The sequence below is a fragment of the Bartonella sp. AP30XZML genome (assembly GCF_042195945.1).
GTDB lineage: Bacteria > Pseudomonadota > Alphaproteobacteria > Rhizobiales > Rhizobiaceae > Bartonella.
Genome location: NZ_JBHIPJ010000068.1, coordinates 1 through 7,324 on the forward strand (window position 1 = coordinate 1; position 7,324 = coordinate 7,324).

General features: G+C 39.5%; 4 protein-coding genes, 1 tRNA gene and 4 pseudogenes. 5 read left to right on the forward strand and 4 right to left on the reverse strand.

Features of this window, described 5'->3' with window-relative positions:
* A pseudogene (locus tag ACFIL2_RS05150) lies at nt 1–78 on the forward strand (DNA-binding protein); the annotation flags it as partial.
* A gap of 101 nt (nt 79–179) precedes the next feature.
* Here the strand turns inward: ACFIL2_RS05150 and ACFIL2_RS05155 are convergent.
* The 4 genes and pseudogenes from ACFIL2_RS05155 to ACFIL2_RS05170 all read right to left on the reverse strand — a co-directional run.
* Nucleotides 180–539, reverse strand: coding sequence for a hypothetical protein (locus ACFIL2_RS05155; RefSeq protein ID WP_375608402.1), 360 nt, complete (start codon nt 537–539; stop codon nt 180–182).
* 64 nt (nt 540–603) lie between these two features.
* Nucleotides 604–732 carry a hypothetical protein gene (locus ACFIL2_RS05160; protein ID WP_375680479.1) on the reverse strand — a complete coding sequence of 43 codons (129 nt, stop codon included), beginning with the start codon at nt 730–732 and terminating at the stop codon, nt 604–606.
* Nucleotides 720–1,127, reverse strand: a complete 408-nt coding sequence (locus ACFIL2_RS05165) for a hypothetical protein (RefSeq protein WP_375630478.1) — start codon at nt 1,125–1,127, stop codon at nt 720–722. The genes ACFIL2_RS05160 and ACFIL2_RS05165 overlap by 13 nt, the downstream gene beginning before the upstream one ends.
* Nucleotides 1,124–4,291: pseudogene (locus ACFIL2_RS05170) on the reverse strand (hemagglutinin repeat-containing protein); the annotation flags it as partial. The gene ACFIL2_RS05165 and the pseudogene ACFIL2_RS05170, both read right to left, overlap by 4 nt.
* A 354-nt stretch (nt 4,292–4,645) precedes the next feature.
* On the opposite strand from ACFIL2_RS05170, the pseudogene ACFIL2_RS05175 reads away from it, so the two are divergent.
* The 4 genes and pseudogenes from ACFIL2_RS05175 to ACFIL2_RS05190 all read left to right on the forward strand — a co-directional run.
* Nucleotides 4,646–4,753 (forward strand): annotated as a pseudogene (locus ACFIL2_RS05175) (exonuclease); the annotation flags it as partial.
* Nucleotides 4,754–4,872: 119 nt separating this feature from the next.
* Entirely contained in the window at nt 4,873–5,091 is a 219-nt protein-coding gene (locus ACFIL2_RS05180; protein ID WP_375662684.1) for a hypothetical protein, read from the forward strand.
* Between the two features lie 6 nt (nt 5,092–5,097).
* Nucleotides 5,098–6,143 (forward strand): annotated as a pseudogene (locus ACFIL2_RS05185) (tyrosine-type recombinase/integrase).
* A 943-nt stretch (nt 6,144–7,086) separates the two neighbouring features.
* Nucleotides 7,087–7,176: transfer RNA gene (locus ACFIL2_RS05190), tRNA-Ser, on the forward strand.
* Nucleotides 7,177–7,324 lie beyond the last annotated feature (148 nt).

Sequence of the window (7,324 nt, forward strand, 5' to 3'; positions counted from 1 at the left end):
TTATCGCGTTGGTTACAATCAGATCTTTTGAATGTCATCGAGCAAGCAAAACAGCAACGTTATAACGACGCGGCATAAAAAAAAACCTTATCCCGTAAGGACGGACAAGGCTTTCTCAAACTCATCAACCTGGTGCTTTATTTGGTGTAAATTCAAAGCTTTCTCTGCTGAAGCAAGACCTAAGGTTTGCATTCAAGTTGTTCTGAATGTTTTTTACAATAAGGGCTATTTAAGCGTCTCTCAACACTTCGCTGAGGCATGACAGCACCAGGACGACATATGGGAAGGTTGTCCGATTTATGGTTTTCACACCAATCTTGTATTGTAAAGCTAGGGCGAAAACCTGATTGCGCCATACACATTTCAATACTGGCAAATTGATTCAAATCTAGCGCCACAACCTTATTAAGGTCCGGTACTCCACATTCTAAAAGTATTTTATTTCTCCATAATGCTGGAGAAAGTGAGGGAATTGAGTTAACACATCCAGTGATACTTAACAGAGCTATACAACTCAACAGTTTTAAGATTTTCTTCATTATTCCCCTCTTTCAATGGATTTATTTACAATAAAAAAGCTCATAAGCCTGTTTATATTTTCTGTCACCGCTGCTTAAAACAACGGTGAACAATATTGAGATGATTGGTTAAGAAAACAATCCCGCCGTTCCAAGCAAAGGCAAGGATGAGGGATTGTTGACCATCACAAACAGCAAAACTTAAGGTTGGCATTCATCCGCATTTTTATATTTTTTACAAAACGGGCTGTTTAAGCGCTTTTCGACACTTCTCTTCGGGATGACAGCACCAGCCTGACAAATGGGGAGGTTTTCCTCTTTAAAAGTATAACACGGCTTCCCTCCCCCTTTATAACGGAATCCTGCTTGAATCATACATGTATAAGTTGTTGCTTTTGCATTGATGCTCTGCTTTCTATTTTCTGAATCAGGATCGATAAGACTCGGCATTCCACATTCTAATAAGGCTTTTCCTACCTCAGTAGAATCCGCACCTGACTTCTCCCACATACTCACGTATCCTGGAGCAGGTTTGTCAATGTTTTCAATGTCACATCCAGTAACCGTTAACAAAATGAGCAGGCTTAATAAATTAAACAACATTTTCATTTTTTGTTCCCTGTTCTCGTTGAATAAAGTTTGTTAAAACCAAATGAACCGTAATTCCATCTACACGCATCACTCGCATCAGCATAACAATTATGGGGGCTCGGGTTAAGGCCCAAGACCGCTCTCCCCATCTCTCTGAGAGGATTAGTTGCTATAGTAAATAAACTGTTTGCTGCAAATATCGTCATATAAAAAGGATTTTTTATACCTTTCTCCAAAAGTGAAAAATCTAGATTTAAAGGTGCCTTATAAGCCGTAGGCCAATTGTAACCAATCACTGTACTAATGGGGTCTAACATATGACCTTGTATGTAGATATAATTTTTTTCGCCATCGCTTAGATAATCTACTGTATTGGCCATCGATTGCATGTGAGCAGCCGCTCCAACAAGATAGAAGTCTGTTTTCTTGGCTACACTGTGGATACCATGTTCTTGCAAGTCATTTGCTCCATTGCGTATTGTTAAGGTACCCCGGCTATGCCCACTAACAATAGCATTGTCATTGCCATAACGATAGATAAAATCTTGGAACTTTTTGGTTGAATTGGTCAACCCCCAAGAGCCCCCTTCAAAAAACTTTTGATAAAATGCTACCCCTAATTCTACCAGCACATCGTCAGCTTGGGGAAAGTATGTAAAATAAAGGGGACCATTTTTATTAACAGCCAATTGGACAGCATTACCCGCAGCATCATCTGGTGAATTAAAAATGCCATTGTAGAACATATAAACAGCACCATTAGGGCCTTTTTGTAAATGCTTTTCTTCCTCTGGCTTTAAAAAGTGATACAGAGTGATATATTTTCCATCATTGCCTTTTATATACTCTCCATTTTCATCGGTTAAATAGAGGACATTGCCATTTTCATCATGCGCAACCTCACCTACTGGGTGCTCTTTGACATTTGTGATTTTATAAATTTTATCAAGGTATCCCAATCCTTCATCCGATAAATCATTGATCATATCTACGCGATTATGCACTACCCCCTCAAGCGATGCGACATCTAGCTGTTCTACTGCTTGGTGTGCTGCTGCGGTGTTGCGGTTGAGAGAGCCAATGATTTGTCCAGCATCTTGCCCCATCGCCCTCTGTCCAGTTGTATCAGTAAGGATGATAGTCCCATCACTGATAGCAGATTTGGTTTCCCCTTCTGCTCCATCCTTGGCTTTGCCGTGATTTAAAACATTCTTGGCAATGTTTTTTATCGTGTCATTCCCAGAAATGCTAAACCCATGGCTGCTGGCTTTAGCATGGGCACTGTTGCTGATATCACTGGTGCTAATGCTTCCAGTGGTCAGGCTGTTTTTGTCCGCCGAGGCTGTGCTTTCAATAATACCTGAGGCTGTGCTTTCAATAATACCTCCGGTCAGCGTTGTTTTGTCTTTAACAATGATATTAAAGCCGCCATCACCCGCTTTGATGCCTGATTGCTCCACAACACTATGATAATCGCTGGAGGATTTATCCTTTTGGAAAGAGGCGCTCATGGAGCCCCCACCACCCTTTTGTCCAGCACCAAACCCAACAGAAACAGAGTTTTGCTTGCTGGAAGTTTGTCCCGTATCACTGCGGCTGGTAATGGCAAAATCACCCCCTACTTCCATTTCTACACGCTCTCCAGAAACCACGGCGCCTGCCAATGTGGTGTTTGCCCCACTCGTGGTATGAACAGTGCCGGTGCCTATAATATGGCTGTTTTTGTGTTGAACTTCCTCACTGGAACCTTCCCCTTGACTAAAAGCAGCACTGCCCGTTGCCCCTGCGCCACCCGTGCCATAACCGGTGCCAACACTCATTGAAGCACTTTCACTGCTGTTTTGTGTGCTTTGCGTGTTTTGTGCACTTTCAAAGATGATATCTTTACCTGCTTCCATGGTGATCTTTCCGCTCTGTGCATCATTTTCCAGCACATAGATTGGATTGGTACCAGCGATAATATCAGCGCCAACACCATGAATGCTGCCTTCGTGGGCATGCATGTTAACAGCGCGTCCGCCTTCTATGCTATCTGTCACCGCTGTGGAGGTCTGAACAGAGGCTTCTGTTTTCTCAGTTTTAAAGCCCACGGTTACACTGCCAGATGCGCCAGCCAGATTGGCAAGAGCATCCTTGGTGGAGCCCCCCAATCCTCCTAATGGGTTACTCAGTCCTTTGGTTATGTTCCCCTTTTCTCCTGTGTTGCCAGTCAGCCAATCAACAAAATTCTTGCCTTTGTTAAAGAGGTGATTGATTTTCATGCCGGTCAGTATGCCAATAACGGTGTTATTGCCATCTTTATTGTTCATACGGTCCGCTGAATCTTTTAGTCCTTGTACCGTGCCAAGGACACCGATATCAACGGAAGTTGTCACACCAGCAAAAGACTTTTCATGCTTTTCTTTTGCGTTAGAGGTATCATAGCTTTCTGATAGGGTGATATTATTGCCGGCATCCATGTTGACATCACGATCCGCCGAAACAATGGCTGCTTGCATATTTACATCATTGTCAGCAGTAATCTGCACATCTTGGCGTGCCGTGATGTGTGATTGTATGGAAGTGGTTTCCCATTGATCGCCCGTATCTTTGGCGCTTGCAATTCCAACACCTACAGAAGCACCGCTTTTGCTCTTTTCAAACTGAAACCCAAAGCCTTCCCGTTCTTCTACAGAGTTTGACTTATGGCTATTATGACCAACAAGCACATTCACATCATGCGCTGCGGTAAGATTAACATTTTCCCCTGCAAGATCAGAGCCAACAATTGTCACATCTTTTTTCTTGGCAGTGATGGTGATATTACCATCCGCATTGAGAGAAGAGCCTTGATGCTCAAAACTCTCTTCATTTTCTGTCTTTCCCTCACTCCCGTATATCGACACAAAGCCCTTACCTGATCCCACACCAAAACCCGTTTCATGAGTCTCTGAATGGCTTTTATGGTGATCTTGCATGCCATCAATCGTCACATTTTCTCCGCTCACATTGATATCTTGACCGGAAAGCAGATGAGAAGCAGTGATTGTGGTCTCTTTGTCTGATTGCGTGATAATGTTGCCCGTTGCCCCCAAATTGGTCAGCACACCAGCGTGGATATCGGCATTTCCCCCCGCTTCTATAGTGCTATAATGGTTATCAATGGTATCAGCGTTAATGATGAGATTGCCACTAGATTGTATCATTCCTTGACGAGTAGGCGAAAATTCTTGCGTGACAGTTTTCTGTATCATGTGAGATAAATTATTCCATCGGTACCCTTGAAAAAAAAGCGAACTTTCACTCTCTTCATTCCAAGTAAATGCCTTGTATACTATCCCATCTTCTAAAGTTATCTTACCATAAGTTGCCTCTTTGTTGAGCAAAGAATTTTTAAAGTGAAAATCACATATGTTTTCTGAACATTCAACTTCCTCATAGGAAACGGCCCACATTTTTACCCTCAACTCATTTGCTACACTTGTTGTATGATACAAAATCGCATTTTCAATTGAATCAAAGCATTCTGGTTTTTGGAATGCGATGGTGACTTCTTCCGTTTTTTCCGTGATGATCAACAAATTGAACAGATCAATCAAGCTGTTGAAACTTTTTTAGCAGAGATAGAACGAGAGATAAAACAACTCTCAACAAAAGCTGCTTAACCTTATGGGGGTGTTTTGTTCCCCGCATATCTACGAGCACCCCCACCCTTCTTAACACTTTCAAGTAATGCGTGATTCACGCCACACGTGAATTGCATCTCAATGTAAGGAGAAAAGATATGGCGCCTCGTCCAGCTGCTATAACGCAACCAGCCATTGCACGGGCTTTAAGAGAAGCTAAAAAACAAGGTTGTGAACTCGTAGAAATCAAACCTACTGGTGAACTGCTTATCTATCTTAAATCCGATATTCCAATACCAAATTCAGTTAGCCACCCAGACAAACTTTTAGATTTGTCAAAGAATGAATATTACGAAACCGCACTCTCTAAGATGTAAAATACCATGCCAAAACCACGTCCTCCTCATCTTGTCAAAGAAGTCACACGTCATGGTAAAATTATATGGTATGTACGTATTGGTCATGGACCACGTATTAGAATCCGCGGAACCTATGGAACGCAAGAGTTTGTTGACAACTACAAAAGCGCACTTGCCGAGTTACAAGGGCTTATACTTCCTAAATCAAAAACCGGTAAACTTGTTGAAGGGTTATTTGCATGGCTACTTAAACAATACTTTAACAGCTCTAATTGGCATAGCTACTCTAAAGCTACAAAGAAACAAAAAGAATACATTCTTATGAATGATATGCGACTCCATAGGAAACATTCCATACCAAGCAATTGAAAAGAAACATATCATAGCCGGTGTTGAACGGCGCAAAGAAACACCAGCAATGGCTAGAGACTTTCTACAATCCCTAAATGGGCTTTTTAATTGGGCGATTGATCAAGGTCTTTTGGAAAATAATCCAGCTTTAGGAACAAAAAGACGCCCCCTCAAAAACAAAGAGAGATTTCCTGTTTGGACAGAAGAAGATGTCGAAAAATATTATCAAAGATGGCATCATGGTACCCATGAACGTGTCTGGATTGATGTTCTTTTATATACGGGCTTGCGTCGTGATGATGCGGTACGAATTGGCTGGAAAGATGTCAATGATAATATCATTCACCTCAAAACAGAAAAAAGTAAATTTCAAACAGATGTTTTTCTTCCTATTTTTCCAGAATTAGCCAAAATGCTTGAAGCAGGTCCCATAGGTGATGAAACATTCATTTGTGGTAAATGCGGGAAAAAAATACCCAAAAATAGGTTCGGATTTACATTTTATAATGTGTGTACCAAAGCAGGTATCAAAAAATCGGCGCATGGATTGAGAAAATTAGCAGCAAAACGTGGCCGCTAATTCTGGTGCAACAGTATCACAACTTAAAGCAATTTTTTGCTGGACAAATGATGCTATGGCATCTCTTTACACAAAGAGCGCAGACCGTAAAAAACTCGCTCTTGCAACCATAAAAAAGCTTCAAAAAGATGAGGGATAGAGGCAAAAAAACTCAATAGAATCAGGAATAACCTATTCTCTCATATTAGACATAAATATTTTATTTTACACATACTTGTGAATGAATCGGCTTTTAAAACTTTGTCTTCTAAAGTTTACGCTTTCTGACTCTGCATAATTTAGCGTTTTTAAGTTCTATTCTTGAAAAACTATGTAATACCTTCACAAACTATCTATTGATCTAAGGGTAGAGCTCAATAATTTTTTCTTCCATTCAAATTAACTTTTTGCTTATCCCACAGAAAAAGCATTACAAATATACTTAATTTCCAGTCATATCTAGAAGAGATTTTAAACTATCGATGCAAATCTTACATAAATTTTTATTCAAATAGTGCAAATCAGCCATTCCCTCCAAGGTACTCTTTAGACGCACTAAATATCTGAATATTTTTATTTAAAAAATTAAAATCTTTTAAAGAGCTTTCTTATTGAATTGTACTTAATTTAAACTCAATAAAAACTTTCCTTGAATATATATGTCATTCTTACAAATTTATCTCTCATAAACTGTCAGAGTAATAACATTTTCTTTTCGACAATATAAACGATCTAAATAAAATAAATATCTGGAAAGGTAAAATAATTCAAAAATACACGACCGGAATTTAATATAATTTATCAAACATTTTCAACTAAACATTTCTTATTATTACGAAAACGATTGTTAGAACTTAAAAAAAATATTGCTTTGTAAAAAATTTTTAAACAGGAAAAAAATGATAAATATCATAATTACCTTTCATTTTTTCAGAAAAAACTATCATGTTTAAAAATGAAACTCTTAGATAACACACTCAAAGAATTAACTTATGAAGAATTATTTTAATTGAAACTTAAATAGTTTTACAAAGAACGCTTTAAAATGCGTATTAAAATGATTGACCTTTTACAAGAAATTTGTCAAAAAGCATATCTAGTTTGGAGGGGTGGCCGAGCGGTTTAAGGCACCGGTCTTGAAAACCGGCGTGCAGGAGACTGTACCGTGGGTTCGAATCCCACCCCCTCCGCCACAGCACTTTTATGGTGCTATAACTTTTTGATTTTATATGACTTTTTTAAAGGTTCGGGATAAATAATTGTAGCTTGCCAGCGGGTTTTGTATATTTTGCCACTAGGTTTTGTACCAATTCATTTTTTTTCAAAGAGTTTTAAAGGTGT